The organism is Azorhizobium oxalatiphilum (assembly GCF_014635325.1).
Lineage (GTDB): Bacteria > Pseudomonadota > Alphaproteobacteria > Rhizobiales > Xanthobacteraceae > Azorhizobium > Azorhizobium oxalatiphilum.
In genome coordinates, this window is record NZ_BMCT01000003.1 from 379,860 (window position 1) to 399,887 (window position 20,028).

Consider the following 20,028-nt stretch of genomic DNA (forward strand, 5'->3'; position numbering starts at 1 on the left):
CCATGAATGCACAGCCCAATCCGTCCCAGCCTGTATCCGGCACGCCGGTGGCGACCGGGGGCGGCGCCGACGATCTGAAGGTGCTGGTGGTCTCCCACGCCCACCCGAGCTATTCGCTGGGGGGCGCGGAAGTCGCCTCGCACAATCTGCACAAGGGGCTGAACGCAATTTCGGGCGTCAATTCGCGCTATCTGGCACGGGTGGGCCATCCCGTTCCGCGCCATGGCGCCTCCGCGCTCATGAGCCTGCGCCAGAGAGATGACGAGATCCTCTATCACGCGGATGATTACGACCACTTCCTGCTGTCGAACCGCAACACGGACGACATCCGGCGCGATTTCCTGCGCTACGTCTCCGACGTGAAGCCGGATGTGGTGCACTTCCACCACATCCTGGGCCTCGGACTGGAGATGCTGTTCGCGGTGCGCGATGCGCTGCCGGACACGCGCATCGTGGTGACGTTCCACGAATTCCTGTCCATCTGCCACCACCACGGCCAGATGGTGAAGACGGCCGGCATGAAACTGTGCCAGCGCTCATCGCCCACCGATTGCCACGGCTGCTTTCCGGACATCTCGCCCGCGCGCTTCCTGCAGCGCGAGCGGTTCGTGCAGGCCATGCTGGAGCTGGCAGACCACTACGTCTCGCCGAGCCACTTCCTCGCCAAGCGCTTCATCGACTGGGGGCTGGACGGCGACAAGATGTCGGTGATCGAGAACGGCCTCGATATTGCGGAAGCCGCACCGCCCCGGCTGCTGAAAGGCGTATCCAAACGCCGTGGCAGCTTCGCCTATTTCGGCCAGATGACGCCCTACAAGGGAGCGGACGTGCTGCTGGATGCGGTGGGCCGCGTGCCGGAGAGCGTGTGGGGCGAGGACGCCCGCATGATGATCTTCGGCGGCAATCTGGAGCGTCAGCCGCAGGCCTATCAGAACAAGATCGCCGCGCTGGTCGAGAAGGCCGGTGATCGCGTGCGCTTCTACGGCTCCTACCAGAACATCGAGATGCCGCGCCTGATGCGCTCCGTTGACTGGATGATCATGCCGTCCGTGTGGTGGGAGAATTCGCCGGTGGTGATCCAGGAGGCCTTCTATCACGGCCGCCCGATCATCTCCTCGAACATCGGCGGCATGGCGGAGAAGATCCGCGATGGCGTCGATGGCCTGCACTTCCGCGCCGGGAGCGCGGAAGACCTCGCCGACCGCCTTACCGAGGCGCTCACCGACAACACCTTGTGGGAGAAACTGCGGGGCGGCATCCGCAAGCCGGATAGCTACACCGATTTCGCCCGCACGCATGTCGATCTTTACCGGCGCCTGCGCTCGCAGTCGCGCCCGAACGTTCCCAGCGTTGCGGCCCCGGCGGCCGTCGCGCGCACCGCCTGAAGCTGAGCTTCAGTACCCAGAGGGAGGCACGAATGGCCCGCGTACTCGTTATGATCCCGTCGGGAGAAGTCTACGACCACGATTGCGTCCGCTGGTACAATTACAAGGATGTTCAGCGGAGCATCGACCACTATCACAACATCGGCGACGCCTTCGTCTTCGATTCATCGCTGAAGCTGATGAACTTCGACAAGCTGGGCGTGCTGCCCATCGCCAATCCGAAGATGGAGGACATCGATCGCCTCCGTGAGGAATACGACTACGTGTTCCTGCGCGGCTCGAACTATGTCCACAACCACATGAAGTGGCAGAACACCATCGAGGTGCTGAAGCGCCTCAAGCTGCCGGTGATCGCCTATGGCATCGGCGCGCAGGCCCCGGTGAAGGGCGAGATGGAGCTCTCCGAGGAGACCAAGACCGTCCTGCACATGATGGCGGACTCGTCTGCCTCCATCGGCGTGCGTGGCGCCCATTCGGCGCAGGTGCTGTGGGACATCGGCATCCGCAACATCCGCATCGTCGGCTGCCCGACGGCGTTCCGCCGCAACGACCCGAACCTCAACATCCAGCTTCCCCCGCTGGAGAGCGTGAAGCAGGTGGGCATCACCTGCCGCCGCGAGGTGTCCCCGGCCTATGCGCAAGACATCAAGCGCTATCTGACCTTCCACCGCGATCTGGTGAAGGAATGCGCCAACCGTTGGGACGTGGTCCTGATGGCGCAGGGCGAGGTCGAGGAGAAGAAGATCGTGTTCGGCACCGCCGAGCAGCGCGAGGAGGCCATCACCGCCCTCAAGGCGAACAAGTGGGTCTCCGAATGGTACTGGGACGATGAGATCGAGAAGCTCCACCGTGAGCGTCTGTTCTATTCGGACGTGGTGGCGGATTATGAGTCGCTGGTGCAGCAGAAGGATCTCGTGCTGGGCTATCGCCTGCACGGCAATCTGATGGCCCTCTCCAACGGCACGCCGTCCATCTACTTCACCTACGACAGCCGCACGGTGGAGTTCGCCGAGACCTACCAGATCCCCAGCTATGACGTGTTCTCCAAGAAGGAGTTCCAGCTTGAGGATTATTGGGACCAGGGCCTGTTCAACAAGTTCAATCGCGCCTGGGCGATGACCTATCGCGAACAGAAGACCTTCCTCGACGAGAACGGCGTGGACAACAAGATGGTGGACACCCGCCACACGCCCGCGCCGTGGAGCCTTGGCGAGCAGACGCCCGAACGCAAGGTGGCCTGAGGGCCTGCTATTGGAACGGGGCGGTCAGGCGCCCCTTTCCCGCGGCCCGCTTCGGCGGGCCGCTTGCGTTTCGGCTGGGGTGTTTCGGCCAGGAACGGTCAGGACCGGCGGGCGGCTTCTTCGAGTAAGGCTTTCAGGTGTTCCGTGTCGCCCTTGAGGTGAAACACCTTCAGCCGCGCGGTGGCGCCCGAGAGAAGGCGCACGGCAGAGGGCGGAAGGCCGGCCGAAGCGGCCAGCACCTTGCCAACGGCAGCGGTGGCCGCCCCGTCCTCGGGGGCGACCCGGACCCGGATCTTCAGCACTTCCCGTCCGTCGGACAGGGTCACGCAGCCATCCAGCGCGTCGCGCCCGCCCTTGGGGGTCGCGCGCACGCTGACCTCAAGGCCATCCGGGGCCGCGCGCCAGAACGCCACCGGCTCAGAAGACGTTGGGGTAGATGTAGTAGCCGATGAACTGCTGAAGGAAGATGATCAGCAGAATCAGGACCATGGGCGAGAGGTCGAGGCCGCCGAAGGAGGGCAGGAACCGGCGAATGGGGGCGAGCAGAGGCTCGGTCAGCCGGTAGACGATCTCCGAAATGCTGCGGACGACCTGATTGTACGGGTTCACCACATTGAACGCGATCAGCCACGACAGCACCGCGTTGATGATGAGAACCCACACATAGAGCTGCAGCACGATCAGGATGACATCGAGAAGGGCGCGCATGGGGGCAGGGAACCTCGTGTGGGATCGCCGTTGGCCACCCGCCGCATATCCGGCAGTGGACACAGCGAAGCATGTATCGCTGTGCAGCAATAGCCGGGGAGGGGGGGCGGGAACAAGGTGGATTGCGGCAATGACCCCGCACGCTTGCCTCATCGTGATCCCCGCGCCGTCCCGCGAACCGCGAATCCCGCCGCCCGGGGCTCAGCCGGAGGTCGCATCTCCGTCGTGCGGGCGCTCTGGATCGGGTAGGGTGCCGCTGCCGGGAGTCTTGGAGCTGTCGGTCAGCTCCGGCTTGGCATGGGGGCCTGCCGCCGGCGGTTTGCCGGGCTTGTGCGCCGGGTCTTTGTCCTCGGGGGCCTTCCGGGGGGCGGTTTTCGCGTTCTGCGACATGATGGATCTCTCCCTTGGTCTCAATTCTGACAACGCCGCACCCCACATGAGAGTTGCGCTCTCTCCTATGGGAAGGGTGGCGCGGCTTGACTCCGCGCTCCGCAGGAGGGAGTTTCCGCGCGCCCCGAAGGCCGGGGCGCAGGATGTCACTTCAGAACCGATGGGCGTGCATGCGTAGCTATTTGGACTTCGAGAAGCCGGTGGCCGAGCTCGAGGCGAAGGTGGAAGAACTGCGCGCTCTTTCGTCTTCGGACGACGGCGTGAGCATCGCCGACGACGTGCAGCGCCTCGAAGCCAAGGCCGCCGAGGCTCTGACTCAGCTCTATTCCGCCTTGACGCCCTGGCAGAAGACGCTGGTGGCGCGCCATCCCGCGCGGCCGCATTTCGGCGACTTCGCCAAGGGCCTGTTCACTGATTTCACGCCGCTGGCGGGCGACCGCAAGTATGGCGAGGATGAAGCGCTCATCGGCGGTTTCGCGCGATTCCGCGGTGAAGCGGTCTGCGTGCTCGGGCAGGAGAAGGGCTCCACCACGGAGACCCGCATCCGTCACAATTTCGGCATGGCGCGCCCCGAGGGCTACCGCAAGGCCGTGCGCATCATGGAACTGGCCGACCGCTTCGGCCTGCCCCTGATCTCGCTGGTGGATACCGCCGGCGCCTATCCCGGCATCGGTGCCGAGGAGCGCGGACAGGCCGAGGCCATCGCCCGTTCCACCGACGCGTGCCTTGCCATGGGCGTGCCCAATGTGGCGCTGGTGATCGGCGAGGGCGGCTCCGGTGGCGCCATCGCCATCGCCGCCGCCAACAAGGTGCTGATGATGGAGCATGCCATCTACAGCGTGATTTCGCCGGAAGGCGCGGCCTCTATCCTGTGGCGGGATACCGCCAAGGCGCAGGAGGCGGCCACCAATATGAAGATCACCGCGCAGGATCTGGTGAAGTTCGGCGTTGTGGACAGCATCGTGCGCGAGCCGGTGGGCGGCGCCCATCGCGATCCCAAGGCGGCCATCGAGGCGGCCGGCAATGCCATCGCCGAATCTCTGGCCTCGCTGGCGGGTCTGGATGCCAACGGCGTGCGCAAGGCGCGGCGGGCGAAGTTCATCGCCATTGGTCGCACTCTGTAAACCATAACTTGAGAAGGCGGTGTCAAAACCGCCTCCGGACAGCCCGGCGCAAGGGTTCGTACCCATCTTGGCCTTAATTGCCCGGCCCCATGGCACCTGTCGTGTCAGGGGCAAAGGCTACGCGCTTTTGCCGTCTTGCGGTAAGGCCGCGGCAGGGGTAGAGGCAGAGGTCAAGAACCGCCTAGCTTCTCGCTCACCGCGCCCGGATCGGACCCAGGAGTTCCGTGTTGAGCCGTCCGCTTCAGATCTTCTCCCGCGCCGGTCTGGCCGCTCTGGCGGTGTCGGCCTCGCTCGCTCTGGCCGCCTGCAATGGCTCGGGGCCGGACGTGAACGCCAAGGCCAACCAGCCGCTGTCGCCGCAGATGGTGTCGCTCATCTCCGAGAAGGAGATGGCGCCGAAGAGCCCGATCCTGATCCGCGTGTTCAAGGAAGAGGCGGAGCTGGAGGTCTGGAAGACCAAGACCGACGGCAGCTACGCGCTGCTGAAGACCTATCCCATCTGCCGCTGGTCGGGTGAGCTCGGCCCCAAGGTGAAGATCGGCGACCGTCAGGCGCCCGAGGGCTTCTATCAGATCACCCCCGGCCTGATGAACCCGAACTCCAGCTATTATCTCTCGATCAATACGGGCTTCCCGAACGCCTTCGACAAGTCGTATGGCCGCACCGGCGAGTTCCTGATGATCCACGGCGATTGCTCGTCGGCCGGCTGCTACGCCATGACCGACGAACAGATCGCGGAAATCTATGCGCTGGCGCGTGAGTCCTTCTCTGGCGGCCAGCGCTCGTTCCAGATCCAGGCCATGCCGTTCCACATGACGGCGGAAAACATGGCCCGCCATCGCAACAATCCGAACATGCCGTTCTGGCGCAACCTGAAGCAGGGCTATGACCACTTCGAGGTGACGCGGCAGGAGCCCAAGGTGGATGTCTGCGGCCGGCAATATGTGTTCGACGCCCAGCCCGCGCTGGGCCAGTCCTTCAATCCCTCGGCGGCCTGCCCGAGCTATAGCGTGCCGCAGTCCATCGCCGGCGCGGTGAGCGCCAAGACGCGTGCAGACGATGCGCGCATGGCTGCCCTTGCCCCGCATACGCCGGTGGCGCCGATCCGCACCAATCGCGACGGCGGCATGAACCCGATCTTCCTCGCCAAGCTGAAGGGCGAGGAAAGCACCGGCCCGCGCATGGCCTATGGCGGCGGCTCCGTGCCCAATTTCAACCCGGCCAATGTGCGTCCGCCCCGTTCCGACGAGGAACTGGCGGCTGCTGGCCTGCCGGTTCCGGCGGCGCCCCGTCCCACCACGCTGGCCGCCCGTCCGGGCGCGCCCGAAGCCGCAGCCGGCACGCCGGTGGCGGCGCCCGCAACGGATACCCGGGTGGCGACGGTGGAAAGCGGTACCCCGTCCTACGGGCGGATGGTCGGCATGGGCGGTGCGCAGTCTGCGCCGCTTGCTCCCACCTCCCGTCCGGCGGCTGGTGGCTTGCGACCGGCACAATCGGTCGGCGCATCCGGAGCGGCTTCGGCCGATACCGGCGCCAGCGAGGCTTCGATCCTCATGGGCGCGGCGCCCATCGTCTCGCCGGGTGGCTTCGGGCAATAGCCCGGTTGTCGCACAGCGCAAACGTGATCTGCCAGCCCGGCGTGTCCTGCACGCCGGGCTTTTGCGTTTCCAGTCAGCGGGTTGAGGCCGAATGCGCTGACCTGCCCGGTGGCAAGGCATGCCTGTCGCTGGCTGGTCGATCGCAAGACCATGCTTGACCTTGAGGCGAGCGCGGGTCTAGGAGAACGCCCCCAACAACCCGCCAAGGAGGGGCCGATGGTTTCTGTCACGCCCCCGCGGGGGAATTAGCCGGGTCGCACGTCCGACGCCGGCCTCAATCCGTCCATCGCGCTGAACCGGCGCACCTCGGGCGGATCGCTGCATCAGCTTCAGCGCATTCCGGGCAGCCCAGCGGCTGCTGATCCTCATTCCGTCTTTTCAGGGCCGGTGCGCGCGTGCGCCGCCGGGCATCATCATGTCGCTTCTGCGTGACAAAAAGCGTTCCGGCGTCTTCCGTCTGGTCTTCCGCTTCCTGTGGGGGCACTGGCGTCTGCAGCCGGGCGTGGTTCTTGCCATCGTTTCCACCATCAGCCTCTCGACGCTGTGCGAGGTGCTGGTGCCTCTGTTCGTCGGCCGTCTCGTGGACGCGCTCACCGGCGCGGAAGGGGCGGGGGAGGCCGCACGCCTTGCCGCCCGGGGCGTGGCGGTGGAAGCCTTTGTCGCCATCCTCCTGCTGGGCGTCGGCATGGTGGTGCTGCGCCATCTGGCCTTCGTCGGCATCGTGCGGCTGACGCTCACCATGATGTCGGCCATCGCGCAGGAGGCGTTCGCCCGCGTGCAGCGCTTCTCGTCCGACTGGCACGCCAATTCCTTTGCTGGCTCCACCGTGCGGAAGATCTCGCGCGGCATGTGGTCGCTCGACCTGCTCAACGACACGCTGCTGGTGGCGCTGCTGCCATCGCTGACCGTGCTCGTCGGCTCGGCGGTGATGCTGTCGTTGAACTGGCCGGTGCTGGGCCTCGTGGTCGGCGTGGGCGCGGTCGCCTTCGTCGGCATGACCGTTGCGCTGTCGGTGTCCTATGTGGCGCCGGCCGCGCGCCTCTCGAATGCGTGGGATACGCGCGTCGGTGGCACGCTGGCGGATGCCATCGGCTGCAATGCGGTGGTGAAGGGGTTTGGTGCGGAGACGCGCGAGGAAACCCGCCTCGCCGGCGTGCTCCGCAAGTGGAACACCCGGACACGGCGCACCTGGATGGCGGCCACATGGAGCGGCACGGCACAGTTGTTCGCCTTGCTGCTGCTGCGCACGGCCATCATCGGCACGGGCCTGCTGCTGTGGTGGCAGGGACGGGCAACGCCGGGCGAGGTGGCCTATATGCTCACCACCTATTTCGTGGTGCACGGCTATCTGCGCGATGTGGGGTTCCACGTCCACAACATGCAGCGTTCGGTCAACGACATGCAGGAACTGGCGGAGATCCATGACACGGAGATTGCCATTGCCGACCGTCCCTCGGCCGTGACGGCTCAAGTGGAGGCGGGCCGGATCACGTTCGATCAGGTGCGCTTCCATTATGCCGGCCATGCGACGGCGCTCTATGACGATCTCTCCGTGACCATTCCGGCAGGCCAGCGGGTGGGCCTCGTGGGGCCGTCCGGCTCGGGCAAGACGACGTTCGTGAAGCTGATCCAGCGGCTGTACGACGTGACCGATGGCCGTGTGACGGTGGATGGGCAGGATGTGCGCGACGTGACGCAGGCCAGCCTGCGCCGGCAGATCGCGGTGGTGCAGCAGGAGCCGATCCTGTTCCATCGCACGCTGGCGGAGAACATCGCCTATGCCCGGCCCGAAGCCAGCCGCGCGGAGATCGAGCGCGCGGCCCGGCTCGCCAATGCGGAAGGCTTCATCGCCCGCCTGCCGCGCGGCTACGGCACGCTGGTGGGCGAGCGGGGCGTGAAGCTCTCGGGCGGCGAGCGTCAGCGGGTCGCCATCGCCCGTGCCTTCCTGGCCGATGCGCCGATCCTGATTCTGGACGAGGCCACCTCAAGCCTCGATTCGGAGTCGGAGGCCCAGATCCAGGAGGCCATGGAGCGGCTCATGGAGGGGCGCACCACATTGGTGATCGCCCATCGCCTGTCCACGGTGCGCACGCTTGATCGCCTGCTGGTGTTCGACCATGGGCGGATCGCGGAACAGGGCACGCCCGATGAGTTGCTGCGGCTGGACGGCGGCATCTATCGCCGCCTGCATGAGCGCCAGTCGCTGGAGTTCATCATGGACGGCGCATAAGGCGCTTCCAAATGAGAAAGGCCCCGGACGTCACCGTCCGGGGCCTTTCGATTTCCGAGCCTGCCGTCGCCTCAGGCGAAGCGGCCGTGGCAGTGCTTGAACTTCTTGCCGGTGCCGCAGGGGCACAGCTCGTTGCGGCCGACCTTGCCCCAGGTGGAGGGATCGTTCGGGTCGCGATCAGCCGCTGCAACGGTCACGTCGCTCGCCAGCGTCATCTCCGGACGGCCGCCGATAGCTGCGCCGCTGGTCGAGAACTCGTCCTCGCCGGTGCTGGGGTCCAGGTGATGGGCCTCCATGGGCGGCAACTCGGCGGGCTGCGGCGTAGAGACGATCTCCACCCGCATCAGCTGCGAGGTGACGATCTCGCGCAGGCGGCCCAGCATGGATGCGAACAGCTGGAAGGCTTCGGACTTGTACTCGTTCAACGGATCACGCTGGCCGTAGCCGCGCAGGCCGATGACCTGACGCAGGTGATCCAGGAGCGCGATGTGCTCGCGCCACAGGTGATCCAGCGTCTGCAGCAGGACCGACTTCTCCACATAGCGCATCAGCTCGGGGCCGTACTGGGCGCTCTTGGCGGCCATCCACTCGTCGGCCTTCTGGATGATGCGCTCGGTGACTTCCGGCCCGGCGATGCCTTCTTCCTTCGCCCAGTCTTCGACGGGCAGGTCGAGGGTCAGCACCTCGCGCACGGCGGCATCAAGCCCCTTCACGTCCCACTGCTCGGGATAGGCATTGACGGGAATGTACTTGGCCACAAGATCGGTGATCACGTCGTGGCGCATGTCCGCGACGGTCTCGGCCACGTCTTCGTCATTCATCAGCTCGACGCGCTGCTCGAACACCACCTTGCGCTGGTCGTTGAGCACGTCGTCATACTTGAGGACGTTCTTGCGCATGTCGTAGTTGCGCGCCTCGACCTTCTGCTGCGCCTTCTCCAGAGCCCGGTTGATCCAGGGATGGATGATCGCCTCGCCTTCCTTCAGGCCGAGGCGCTTCAGCATGCCTTCGAGCCGATCGGACCCGAAGATGCGCATGAGGTCGTCTTCCAGCGACAGGAAGAACTTGGAATGGCCGGGGTCGCCCTGACGGCCGGAGCGGCCGCGCAGCTGGTTGTCGATGCGGCGGCTTTCGTGGCGCTCGGTGCCGAGCACATAGAGGCCGCCGGCATCCAGCGCCTTCTGCTTCAGAGCCGAGATTTCCTCGCGGATCCTGTGTTCGGCGGCTTCCCGCTCGGGCCCGGCGGGCATGTCGCCCAGTTCCTCGGCGAAGCGCATCTCGGCATTGCCGCCGAGCTGGATGTCGGTGCCGCGGCCGGCCATGTTGGTGGCGATCGTCACCGCGCCCGGCACGCCGGCCTGCGCCACGATGAAGGCTTCCTGCTCGTGGTAGCGGGCGTTCAGCACTGCGAAGCTGCGGCCGTCCGAACCGGCGGTGAAGGCCTCGCGGTCGGAGAAGTCCTTCTGCTTCATGCCCGCCTGCTTCAGGCGCTCGGCCAGAAGCTCGGACTTCTCGATGGAGGTGGTGCCCACCAGCACGGGCTGCTGGCGCGCCGCGCATTCCTCGATCAGCTTGACGATGGCGTCGAACTTCTCGTGGTTGGTCCGGTAGACCTCGTCATCGTCATCGATGCGCTGGACCTTGCGGTTGGTGGGCACTTCCACCACGTCCAGCTTGTAGATGTCGGCGAACTCGGCCGCCTCGGTGGCGGCGGTGCCGGTCATGCCGCCCAGCCGCTCGTAGAGGCGGAAATAGTTCTGGAAGGTGATGGACGCCAGCGTCTGATTCTCGGGCTGGACGGTGACGTGTTCCTTGGCCTCCAGCGCCTGATGCAGGCCTTCCGAATAACGGCGGCCCGGCATCATGCGGCCGGTGAACTCGTCAATGATCACCACTTCGTCGTTGCGCACGATGTAGTCCTTGTCCCGCTGGAACAGGGTGTGCGCGCGCAGCGCCTGATTGACGTGGTGGACCACCGAGACGTTCTCGATGTCGTAGAGGGACTCGGCCTTCAGCAGGCCGGCATCCCGCAGCGTCTGCTCCATCTTCTCCATGCCGGCTTCGGTCATGGCGACGGTGCGCTGCTTCTCGTCCACCTCATAGTCGCCCTTGTTCAGGTGCGGGATGAAGGTGTCGATGGTGTTGTAGAAATCCGAGCGGTCGTCGAGCGGGCCGGAGATGATGAGCGGCGTGCGGGCCTCGTCCACAAGGATCGAGTCCACCTCGTCGACGATGGCGAAGAAGTGCGGGCGCTGCACCATCTGGGCGCGCTCATACTTCATGTTGTCGCGCAGATAGTCGAAGCCCAGCTCGTTGTTGGTGGCGTAGGTAACGTCGCTCTCGTAGGCCGCCCGGCGCTGGTCGTCGTCGAGGCCATGGACGATGATGCCCGTGGTCAGGCCGAGGAAGCCGTAGATGCGGGCCATCCATTCGGCGTCGCGCTTGGCGAGATAGTCGTTCACCGTCACCACGTGCACGCCCTTGCCGGCGAGCGCGTTGAGATAGACGGCGAGCGTGGCCACAAGGGTCTTGCCTTCGCCGGTGCGCATCTCGGCGATGCCGGCATCATGCAGCACCATGCCGCCGATGAGCTGCACGTCGAAGTGGCGCATGCCCATGACGCGCTTGGCCGCCTCGCGCACCGTGGCGAAGGCGGGCACAAGCAGGTCGTCAAGGCTCTTGCCTTCGGCGATCTGCTGACGGAACGTCAGGGTGCGTTCACGCAGCTGCTGGTCCGTGAGCTTTTCAAGCTCGGGTTCCAGCTTGTTGATCGCGTCCACGGTGGGCCGATAACCGCGCACCCGGCGATCGTTCGCGGAGCCGAAAATCTTGCGGGCGAGTCCACCAAGCATGTGTCGCGTCTCATTCCGTGCCGTCTTCGTGCAGCGGAGGGCGGAGACGGCCGCCGGACCCTCCGGGTATGGGGCGCCCTCATCGACGCAAGAAAGCGTCAGCAAGTCCGCTGGATAGTCCCGGCAGCGGCTGCGGCGATTAGGCCACACTGAGCCCAAAAAACACCGCGACGAGCCGCCTGACACGTCGAGGGGAGACTTATGAACGGGTTGCCGGCTTGTCAATGCAAGGAGGGGTGGGAAATGCCCATCGGCGCGCTTTCCGTTGGGCGGAGCGGGGTCTGGTAACTTTTTGCCGCCTCGGGACAGGCGACATCTCACCGTTACGGAAAGCCCTTTTCATGTGAATGGGTTCGGTTGGCCTTGCATGGACAGGCGCGGCGCCCACTGCTTAGTATCCGCATGGTTGCATGCCGGGGGATGGGTGATGATGGAGTTCGTGCGGTTCGAGGGCCGGCAGGGCAAGGGGCGGGCCGTGCGCGGATTGCGTGCGGGATGTGCCGTTTTGGCCGTTCTTGCTGTCGCTGCCTGCAGCGAGAAGAACGAATATGTCGCGCCCCCGCCGCCCACCGTGACGGTCGCACCCGCTCTCTTCCAGCCGGTGACGCGCTACCTTGAGCTCACCGGCAACACCGCCTCCATCAACACCGTGGACCTGAACGCCCGCGTTCAGGGCTTCCTCACCAGCATCAACTACAAGGATGGTGCGCCGGTGAAGAAGGGCGACCTGCTCTTCGTCATTGAGCAGGATCAGTACAAGGCCGATCTCGATCAGGCGCAGGCGACGCTGGCGGCCAAGCAGGCGGCGCAGGTGCAGGCCGAGGCCGAGTACAATCGCCAGAGCCAGCTTGCCAAGCAGGACTTCTCATCGCAGGCCACCCTCGATCAGGCGCGCGCCAAGCGCGACGGTGCGGTGGCGGACGTGCAGAACGCGCAGGCCAGCGTCGAGCTCGCCAAGATCAACCTCGGCTATACCGAGGTGCGGGCGCCCTTCAACGGCGTGGTGACGGCGCATCTCCAGGACGTGGGTGCGCTGGTGGGCTACGGCAGCCCCACCAAGCTCGCCACCATCGTCGAGGTGAACCCCATCTATGTGTGGTTCTCGGTCTCCGAGACGCAGGTTCTGCGCATCAAGGAAGGCCTTGCCAAGCAGGGCAAGACCCTGCGCTCCGTGCAGGCGGACCTCGCCAACATTCCCGTCGAGGTCGGCCTTCAGGATGAAGAGGGCTATCCGCACAAGGGCCACCTCGATTACGTGGCGCCGCAGGTGGACGCCAATACCGGCACGCTGTCCGTGCGTGGCATCTTCAACAACGACAACCTCGCTCTCATTCCCGGCCTGTTTGCTCGCATCCGCCTGCCGCTCGGCCCGGCGGCTGATACCGTGTTGGTGCAGGATGCAGCCATCGGCACGAACCAGAGCGGCAGCTATGTGCTGGTGGTCGGGGCCGACAACGTGGTCAAGCAGCAGAACGTGACGCTGGGACAGGTTCAGGGGCAGGGCCTCAGGGCCCTGACCGGCGGCCTCGCCAAGGGCGATCAGGTCGTCATCAATGGCATGCAGCGTGCCATTCCCGGCTCCAAGGTGACGGTGCAGCAGGGCGCCATGGCGGCGGACCAGAAGAAAGCCGAGGCGCCTGCGGCGCTGGCGCCCAAGAACTGAGCATCCGGCCCCTCATACACAGGCGGCGATCATGATTTCGCGCTTTTTCATCGAGCGGCCGGTTCTGGCGAACGTGCTGGCGCTGTTCTTCGTCCTCATCGGCCTGGTGTGTCTGCTGCGCCTGCCGGTGGCCCAATATCCCAACATCGTGCCGCCCACTGTGACGGTGAGCGTCAACTATCCCGGCGCCAGCGCGAAGACGCTGGTGGACACGGTCGCCCTGCCCATCGAGCAGCAGGTGAACGGCGTCGAGGGCATGATCTACATGCAGTCCTGGTCCGCCAGCGACGGCACCTACACGCTGGTGGTCACTTTCGCCATTGGCACCGATCCGAACATGGCGCAGGTGCTGGTGCAGAACCGCGTCTCCATCGCGCTGGCCTCGCTGCCGTCCTCGGTGCAGCAGCAGGGCGTGACGGTGCTGCAGAAGGGCACGTCGATCCTCGAATTCGTGGCGCTGACCTCGCCCGACGGCAAGTACGACGGCCTCTATCTGTCCAACTACGCCATCATCAACATCCAGAACGAGCTGGCCCGACTGCCGGGCATCGGCAACGTGCTGGTGTTCGGTGCCGGTGAGTACGCCATGCGCGTCTGGCTCGATCCGGACAAGCTGCAGACGTTCGGCCTGACCCCGAATGATGTCATCAACGCCATCAAGGCCCAGAGCCAGGAAGTGACGGCCGGCCAGACCGGCATGCCGCCGGCTCCTGCCAACACCAGCTTCCAATATACGGTGAACATCCAGGGCCGCCTCAACGACGTGCCCGACTATGAGAACATCATCGTCAAGGTGAACAACGAGGACGGCGGGCGCATCCTGCGGGTGCGCGACGTGGGCCGGGTGGAGCTGGGCGCACAGAGCTACAGCAAGTCCTTCTCGCTGGATGGCAAGCCGGCGGCCGGCATCGCCATCTTCCAGCTGCCGAGCGCCAACGCGCTTCAGGTGGCTGCGAGCGTCAAGGACAAGATGGAGGAGCTGAAGGGCAGTTTCCCCCAGGGCGTCTCCTATGAGATTCCCTTCAACACCACCGATTTCGTCACGGCCTCCATCGACGAGGTCTACAAGACGCTGATCGAGGCCGGCCTCCTCGTGCTGGTGGTGATCATCGTCTTCCTGCAGGACTGGCGGGCCACACTGGTGCCGGCGACCACGGTGCCCGTGACCATCATCGGCGCCTTCGCCGCCATGGCGGCCATGGGTTTCACCATCAATCTGTCGACCCTGTTCGCCCTGATCCTCGCCATCGGCATCGTGGTGGACGATGCCATCGTCATCGTGGAGGGCGTGGCGCGACATATCGAGGAGGGGATGCCCGGCCGCGAGGCGGCCGAGAAGGCCATGGACGAGCTGTTCGGTCCGGTTATCGGCATCACGCTGGTGCTGATGTCCGTGTTCCTGCCGGCCTCCTTCATTCCGGGCCTCACCGGCGAGATGTTCAAGCAGTTCGCGCTGGTGATCGCCGCCACGGCGCTGATCTCGGCCATCAATGCCGCGACCCTGAAGCCGACCCAGTGCGCGCTCTGGCTGCGCCCGCCGACCCCGCCGGAGAAGCGCAACGTCTTCTATCGCGGCTTCAATGCCGTCTATGACCGGGCGGAGCACTGGTACGCGGGCCTCATGAACCGCATGGTGCATCGCTCGGGCCTGATGGCCGTGGTGGCGCTGATCCTGATCGGTGTCGCCGGCTATGGCCTGACCCGCATTCCGACGTCCTTCCTGCCCATCGAGGATCAGGGCTATTTCGTGCTGGCGGTTCAGCTGCCGGACGGCGCCTCGACGGAGCGGACGACGGCGGTCGTTTCGAGGGTGAGCGAGATCACCAAGAAGATCCCGGGCGTGGCCTCGGTCATCGGCATCACCGGCATCTCGGCGCTGGACAACAATGCCTCGCTGTCGAGCGCCGGCGTGCTCTATGTGACGCTCACCCCATGGGACGTTCGCACCAAGGAGAAGGGACAGGATCTCCTGTCGCTCTACAACCGCTTCAATGCCGACATGGGCAAGGTGGAGGAGGCGAGCATCCTCGTGCTGGTGCCGCCCGCCATCCAGGGCATCGGCAATGCCTCCGGCTTCACCATGCAGCCGCAGATCCGCGACGGTAACTTCGACTATGAGCTGCTGCAGAAGGTGACGCAGACCATGATTGAGCGCGGACAGGCCCAGTCCGGCCTGTCGCATCTGGGCACCTCGTTCCGCACCAGCTCGCCGCAGCTGAACGTGGAGGTCAACCGCATCAAGGCGGAGACGCTGGGCATCACGGTGGGGCAGGTGTTCGACACCATCTCCGCTTATGTGGGCTCCACCTACATCACGCAGATCAACAAGTTCGGCAATGTGTTCCAGGTCTATGCGCAGGCCGAGCCGCAGTATCGCGTGCGTCCGGAAGACCTGAGCAACCTGAAGGTGAAGGCCGGCAACGGAACCATGGTTCCGATCGGCACCCTCATCGATGTGAAGGTGGTTCCGGGCGCGCCGCTGATCTCGCTCTATAACGTCTACCCGACTGCCACCATCGTCGGCGGCAATGCGCCGGGCTTCTCCTCCGGTCAGGCGCTGGATCTGATGGAGCAGATCGCCAAGGCCACCCTGCCGCCGGGCATGGGCTTCTCCTGGACGGCCATGTCCTATCAGGAGAAGCAGGTGGGCTCGCAGATGTACTACGTCTTTGCGCTGGCCATTCTGCTCGTCTACATGGTGCTCGCCGGCCAGTATGAGAGCTGGATCCAGCCGCTCTCCGTCATCCTCGCGGTGCCGCTGGCGCTGCTGGGCACGGTGGGCGCGCTATTGGGGCTGGGGGTGGCGAACAACCTCTATACCCAGATCGGCCTCGTGCTGCTGATCGCGCTGGCCTCCAAGAACGCCATCCTGATCGTGGAATATGCTCGCGAGAAGCGGGCGGAAGGCATGGATATCAGCGCGGCGGCGGTGGAGGCGGCACGCCTGCGCTTCCGTCCCATCCTGATGACGTCCTTCGCCTTCATCCTCGGCGTGCTGCCGCTGGTGTTCGCGACGGGGGCTGGCGCCAACTCGCGCAAGTCCATCGGCATCGCCGTGGTCTCGGGCATGCTGGCCTCCACCTGCCTTGCGGTGCTGTTCGTGCCGTCCTTCTACACGGTGCTCCAGCGCTTCGAGGAACGCTTCTTCAAGAAGGCGCCGCCGGCCCATGGTGCGTCAGGCCATGGCGCGCCGCCGCCCGGTGGCGACAAGGGGCCGGCGCCGTCCGGCGAGGCTCCCGCCTCGGCCTGAATTGGTCTCGCGACGGGCCGGTGGCCCGTCGCTCTGCATTCCAAAGTGGCATCCGCCGCCACAAAGTCGAGCTTTCTCGGTTGCAACCCCTTGTTTAACCTCGGGCGGACGCTGCCCGCCCGACCTTGGTGATTGCTGATGGCCATTCTTGCGAAATTGCATCATGTTACCAGTTACAATTACGACAAGCCGGTGGCCCTTGGGCCGCAGATCATTCGCCTGCGCCCGGCGCCGCATACCCGCACCATCATTCCCGCTTATGCACTGAAGGTCTCGCCGGCCGAGCATTTCATCAACTGGCAGCAGGATCCGTTCGGCAACTGGCAGGCGCGCCTTGTCTTCCCGGAGCGAACCACGCAGTTCAAGATCGAGGTCGATCTGCTGGCGGACCTCGCCATCGTCAATCCGTTCGATTTCTTCATCGAGGAGGAAGCCGAGCACTTCCCCTTCACCTATACGCCCGAGGTGAAGGCCGAACTGACGCCCTATCTGGAGCTGGACGATTCCGGCCCGCTGCTGGATGCCTTTGTGGCCGGCATTTCGCGGGAGAAGCGGCGGACCGTCGATTTCCTCGTGGAGCTGAACCAGCAGGTGCAGAGCGACGTGGGCTACGTCATCCGCATGGAGCCCGGCGTGCAGACGCCGGACGAGACGCTGTCCAGCGCGCTCGGCTCCTGCCGCGATTCCGGCTGGCTGCTGGTGCAGGTGCTGCGCCGCCTAGGTCTCGCCGCCCGTTTCGTCTCCGGCTACCTGATCCAGCTCCGCCCCGACGTGAAGTCGCTGGACGGCCCCTCCGGCACGGAAGTGGACTTCACCGATCTGCACGCCTGGGCGGAAGTCTATCTGCCCGGCGCCGGCTGGATCGGCCTTGATGCCACCTCCGGCCTGTTGTGTGGCGAGGGGCATATCCCGCTCGCCTGCACGCCGCATTATCGCTCGGCCGCGCCCATCACCGGCCTCGTCGAGCCGGCGGAGGTTGAGTTCGACTTCGACATGCGGGTGACGCGCATCGCGGAGGCGCCGCGCGTCACCCTGCCGTTTTCCGACGAGAGCTGGGCCGCCCTCAATGAGCTGGGCGCGAAGGTGGACGCGGACCTGCTCGCCAATGATGTCCGCCTCACCATGGGCGGCGAGCCGACCTTCGTCTCCATCGACGACTATCAGGACGCCGAGTGGAACACGGCCGCCATGGGGCCGATGAAGCGGGTGCGTTCCGACGATCTGATCCGGCGGCTGCATGCGCGTTTCGCCCCCGGCGGCCTGCTGCATTATGCGCAGGGCAAGTGGTATCCGGGCGAGAGCCTGCCGCGCTGGTCCTTCGGCCTGTTCTGGCGCAAGGACGGCAAGCCGATCTGGAACAACATCGGCCTGATCGCCGAGGAAGCCGTGGACTATGGCGCTGGCGCCGCCGATGGCGAGCGCTTCAGCCGCGCGCTGGCCGAGCGGCTGGGCCTGCCGACGGACTTCGTGCTGCCAGCCTATGAGGACGTGGCGCAATTCATCCTGAAGGAAGCTAACCTTCCGGAAAATCTCGAACCGGGTGATCCGCGCATCGAGGATCCCGTCGCCCGCAACGCCATGGCCCGCGCCTTCGCGAAGGGGCTGGGGATTGCCACCGGCCATGTGCTGCCGCTCTCCCATGTGCGGGGGCCGGACGGCGGCAGCGGCTGGCTGAGCGAGCGATGGAATTTCCGGCGCGACCACCTGTTCCTCGTGCCCGGCGACAGCCCGGTGGGCTTCCGTATCCCGCTCAGTTCGCTGGCCTTCCTTCCCCCCACCGTGTACCCGCACACCCTGCCGGCCGACCCGCTGGAAATCCGCGATCCGCTGCCGGATCCGGACGAGATGGCTCAGGGCTATCGGCGCCAGGGCCAGGGCGGTGTCATTCCCGCCGCCGAGCGCGCCCGCCGCACCGCCAAGAGCTATCTGGCCTCCATTCCCGGCATCGGCCCCTTCCATGTGCGGACCGCGCTGGCGGTCGAGGCGCGCGACGGGCGGCTGTGCGTGTTCCTGCCTCCGCTGGAGGAGCTGGAAGCTTATCTGGAACTGGTCGCGGCCATCGAAGCCGTGGCGGCCGAGCTGAAGACGCCGGTGCATCTGGAAGGCTATCCGCCGCCGTTCGACCCCCGGCTGGACGTGATCCGCGTCGCGCCCGATCCGGGCGTGATCGAGGTGAACATCCACCCCTCCGCCACGTGGGCGGGCTGCGTGGATGTGACCCGCGCGGTCTATGAGGAAGCGCGTCTCGCCCGCCTCGGCACCGAGAAGTTCATGATCGACGGCCGCCATTCCGGCACCGGCGGTGGCAACCATGTGGTGGTGGGCGGCTCCACACCTGCGGACAGCCCGTTCCTGCGCCGACCGGACCTGCTCAAGAGCCTGATCTTGTTCTGGCAGCGGCATCCCTCGCTGTCCTATCTGTTCTCCGGCCTGTTCATCGGCCCCACCTCGCAGCATCCGCGCATCGACGAGGCTCGCCACGACAGCCTCTACGAACTGGAGATCGCGCTCTCCAAGTTCCCGCTGCCGGGTGGCGATGCACCGCCGCCGTGGCTGGTGGACCGCCTGCTGCGCAACATGCTGATGGACGTGACGGGCAACACCCACCGCACGGAAATCTCCATCGACAAGCTCTATTCGCCGGACGGCCCCACCGGTCGCCTCGGGCTGGTGGAGTTCCGCTGTTTCGAGATGCCGCCGGACTGGCGCATGAGCCTGGCCCAGCAACTGCTGCTGCGCGCGCTCATCGCCATGTTCTGGCGCAAGCCGCTTCAGGGCGGCTGCGTGCGCTTCGGTACCGCGCTGAACGACCGCTACATGCTGCCACATTATTGCTGGGCGGATTTCGAGGACGTGCTGGCCGATCTGAAGGACGCCGGTTACGACTTCGACCCACTGTGGTTCCGCGCGCAGTTCGAGTTCCGTTTCCCCGCGTTCGGAAAGGTGCAGCGGGCGGGCGTGGACATCGAGGTGCGCCAGGCGCTGGAGCCCTGGCACGTGCTGGGCGAGGAAGGGGCCATCGGTGGCACCGTCCGTTACGTGGATTCCTCCGTGGAACGCGTGCAGGTGAAGGTGGAGGGCTTCGTGCCCGGCCGCTTCGTGCTCACCTGCAACGGCCGCCCGGTGCCGCTCACCCCCACCGGGCGCAACGGCACCTTCGTGGCGGGCGTGCGCTACAAGGCGTGGCAGCCGCCGGAGGGCCTGCACCCCACCATCCCCGTGCACACGCCGCTGGTGTTCGATCTGGTGGATACGTGGAATGGCCGCTCGCGCGGTGGCTGCGTCTACCATGTGGCGCATCCGGCGGGTCGCAATTACGAGACCTTCCCTGTCAATTCCTACGAGGCGGAAGCCCGCCGCCTCGCCCGCTTCCAGGATCACGGCCATACGCCCGGCGCCGTCCATGTGGCGGCGGAGACAGCGCCCGACGAGTTCCCGACGACGCTCGACCTGCGGCGGCCCATCGGCGTGTAGGTGCGGCAACCCGGCCGCCGGGGCATGCCCGGCGGACCGCCTTTCGGGCGGCTGCCCTTGCGCGGGCCCGCATGGCATGATCCTTTGCCGCCGCCGCATCGTAGGAAGCTCTG

General features: G+C 65.8%; 12 protein-coding genes. 8 read left to right on the top strand and 4 right to left on the bottom strand.

Features of this window, described 5'->3' with window-relative positions; translation table 11 throughout:
- Positions 1-2: 2 nt before the first annotated feature.
- The gene (locus IEW24_RS13725) at positions 3-1,385 is read left to right on the top strand and encodes a glycosyltransferase family 4 protein (protein WP_188579774.1); all 1,383 of its coding nucleotides are present in this window, start codon (positions 3-5) and stop codon (positions 1,383-1,385) included.
- 32 nt (positions 1,386-1,417) lie between these two features.
- Positions 1,418-2,626, top strand: a complete 1,209-nt coding sequence (locus tag IEW24_RS13730) for a polysaccharide pyruvyl transferase family protein (protein ID WP_188579439.1) — start codon at positions 1,418-1,420, stop codon at positions 2,624-2,626.
- A gap of 98 nt (positions 2,627-2,724) precedes the next feature.
- Here the strand turns inward: IEW24_RS13730 and IEW24_RS13735 are convergent, their stop codons facing one another.
- From IEW24_RS13735 to IEW24_RS13745, 3 genes are all read right to left on the bottom strand, one after another.
- Complete coding sequence (locus tag IEW24_RS13735; protein ID WP_188579440.1) at positions 2,725-3,039, bottom strand: DUF167 family protein; 315 nt, start codon at positions 3,037-3,039, stop codon at positions 2,725-2,727.
- 4 nt (positions 3,040-3,043) lie between these two features.
- The gene (locus tag IEW24_RS13740) at positions 3,044-3,334 is read right to left on the bottom strand and encodes a YggT family protein (RefSeq protein ID WP_188579442.1); all 291 of its coding nucleotides are present in this window, start codon (positions 3,332-3,334) and stop codon (positions 3,044-3,046) included.
- Between the two features lie 201 nt (positions 3,335-3,535).
- On the bottom strand, positions 3,536-3,724 hold the full coding sequence (locus IEW24_RS13745; RefSeq protein ID WP_188579444.1) for a hypothetical protein: 189 nt from the start codon (positions 3,722-3,724) through the stop codon (positions 3,536-3,538).
- 170 nt (positions 3,725-3,894) lie between these two features.
- Here IEW24_RS13745 and IEW24_RS13750 point away from each other — a divergent pair, with 170 nt between their 5' ends.
- The 3 genes from IEW24_RS13750 (at position 3,895) to IEW24_RS13760 (ending at position 8,676) form a co-directional block, all read left to right on the top strand.
- Positions 3,895-4,848, top strand: coding sequence for an acetyl-CoA carboxylase carboxyltransferase subunit alpha (locus IEW24_RS13750; protein ID WP_188579446.1), 954 nt, complete (start codon positions 3,895-3,897; stop codon positions 4,846-4,848).
- A gap of 227 nt (positions 4,849-5,075) precedes the next feature.
- Entirely contained in the window at positions 5,076-6,446 is a 1,371-nt protein-coding gene (locus IEW24_RS13755) for a L,D-transpeptidase family protein (RefSeq protein ID WP_244644384.1), read from the top strand.
- A 415-nt stretch (positions 6,447-6,861) separates the two neighbouring features.
- Positions 6,862-8,676: an ABC transporter ATP-binding protein gene (locus IEW24_RS13760; protein WP_188579450.1), complete on the top strand. Its 1,815-nt coding sequence runs from the start codon at positions 6,862-6,864 to the stop codon at positions 8,674-8,676.
- Positions 8,677-8,747: 71 nt separating this feature from the next.
- Here the strand turns inward: IEW24_RS13760 and secA are convergent, their stop codons facing one another.
- Entirely contained in the window at positions 8,748-11,528 is a 2,781-nt protein-coding gene (secA, locus tag IEW24_RS13765) for a preprotein translocase subunit SecA (RefSeq protein ID WP_188579452.1), read from the bottom strand.
- A gap of 427 nt (positions 11,529-11,955) precedes the next feature.
- On the opposite strand from secA, the gene IEW24_RS13770 reads away from it, so the two are divergent.
- From IEW24_RS13770 to IEW24_RS13780, 3 genes are all read left to right on the top strand, one after another.
- Positions 11,956-13,191: an efflux RND transporter periplasmic adaptor subunit gene (locus tag IEW24_RS13770; RefSeq protein WP_244644385.1), complete on the top strand. Its 1,236-nt coding sequence runs from the start codon at positions 11,956-11,958 to the stop codon at positions 13,189-13,191.
- A gap of 31 nt (positions 13,192-13,222) precedes the next feature.
- On the top strand, positions 13,223-16,441 hold the full coding sequence (locus tag IEW24_RS13775; protein WP_188579455.1) for an efflux RND transporter permease subunit: 3,219 nt from the start codon (positions 13,223-13,225) through the stop codon (positions 16,439-16,441).
- A gap of 138 nt (positions 16,442-16,579) precedes the next feature.
- Complete coding sequence (locus IEW24_RS13780) at positions 16,580-19,915, top strand: transglutaminase family protein (RefSeq protein ID WP_188579457.1); 3,336 nt, start codon at positions 16,580-16,582, stop codon at positions 19,913-19,915.
- Positions 19,916-20,028: the final 113 nt, after the last annotated feature.